The organism is Priestia sp. P5_B4 (assembly GCF_056400385.1).
This window is the reverse complement of sequence record NZ_JBFULJ010000800.1, coordinates 1-1,769: the sequence shown is the minus strand read 5'-3', so window position 1 is coordinate 1,769 and position 1,769 is coordinate 1. Positions and strand designations below refer to the sequence as shown.

General features: G+C 30.4%; 1 protein-coding gene. It reads left to right on the top strand.

Translation table 11 applies throughout. From position 1 onward, the window contains the following. Positions 1-4 precede the first annotated feature (4 nt). Positions 5-640 carry an immunity protein Imm33 domain-containing protein gene (locus AC1DRF_RS26105; RefSeq protein WP_477742089.1) on the top strand — a complete coding sequence of 212 codons (636 nt, stop codon included), beginning with the start codon at positions 5-7 and terminating at the stop codon, positions 638-640. Positions 641-1,769: the final 1,129 nt, after the last annotated feature.

Below are 1,769 nucleotides of genomic sequence, written 5' to 3'. Positions count from 1 at the left end.
GAATATCAATACATATTGGCAATTAGATAATGTTTTTGAAAGGAACAAAGAATCCCCTTATACATTTTACAAGCCAAGCAAAGCGGTGACGGATAAATTAAAAGCGGGAGAACTGGTGAAGTTAATTTTCTTTAGTGATTCAGATACAGCTGGTTACAAAGGAGAAAGAATGTGGGTGGAAATTACGGATAGAAACAAAGAGAACTTTGTTGGAAATCTTGATAATGAACCTTATCATTTAAAGGGCTTAAAACTTGGTCAAATCCTGCATTTTGGCACTGAACATATTTGTGATACTGAATATGAAGACGATGAAGTTGCAAAGATGGACTATTACTTTAATACCCTCGTAACAGTTAGCAATGATATTTTAGAAAGAAACGAGTTTAATTTTCTGTTAAAGGATAAACCAAATGAACCGAATGATTCAGGATGGGTTATCTTTAGCGGATACGAAGAAGATGAATTTACTAGTCATCCAGATAATTTTCAAGTTGTAGCTCTAGGAGTTGTTTTAAATGTTGATGACTCAATTTTAGCTTTTATAAATGAATCACCGCTATGTGCTTACGAAAGAAATGAGTTTGGGAAATTTGATAGAATTCATGACTACGATTGGGAAACATACCTTAGTGAGTGAAAGCTTGCAACTAGTAATTTGGAAAGTTTGTATGACAAGCGGATGGAGGGGAAGAAGTTGTTCTTTTTCCCTTTTTTTTGCGCTTCTACATCAAATATAGCTACTTGAAACTCGGGATACAAAATTGTAAAGTTCTAGGATAAACCACGAAGAATTACTGGATTACATATAAAATGATACGTACTGGCGTATTCAGACGATTGTGATTAAGTGAGCGGTCATTTTAACCATTTCTAAGATATAATCTATAGCTTGTACATATTTCAACTCATTTGACTGTAAAAGTATCATTCAGTCGATTTTTAAGAGTTCTGTTTACAGCTCCAAATTAAAATCATGAGAGTAAAACCAGCTGACTTGAAAACAAATCTACACACTTTAAAGAAAAAGGTGATAGACATTCCAAGGTTCTAAGAGCAAGGGAGACCTTAACGATTTTATTTCTTTTTCTAGTTTACATAATATATATTCTAGGAACCAATAGGTAAAACGCAAATTTTGTCTCATAACTAAAGTATACTTATGATAGTGAGACGTAATTTAAAAATGAGATAGAGTTTGTATTTATATGGTTTAACTGACTAAACTAATTATCAGCAATATTTGTTCAATTAGAACAAATGCGGATATGATTTTATAGAATGCATATTGATTTCACCAGATTGTTTTTGGGTTTGATCAGTTCGATTTATATTTATAGATTTTGAAAACAAATGAGTTTACTTGTAGGATTTAGATTTTATACTCATTTATTTTTTCTCATCGTATTCTCAATGAACTCTTTGCAAATTGATAAATTCTGTTTACGTTTAATCTTTTAAGGATTTATTTGCTATAGAGMGTATATTTTTCATTTAGTACATATGTTTGCATTAAATGGATTTTTATTCATTTATAAAAGTGGAAACCTCGTATTTTCTGTAATAAAATACATTAATTAGTATTTTTATTCTGTATGATTTCTTGTTAAAATCACTGAAAACCCCTTTCTTATCAGCTTTTTAATGATTTTAGTTGTAGTTTCCTTTTTCATCGGGTATAATATTAAACAAATAGATGACGGTATAAATTGGATGTCATTATCCAGTTTTAAAGGAGCGATACTCATGAACATTACAATTTATTATGG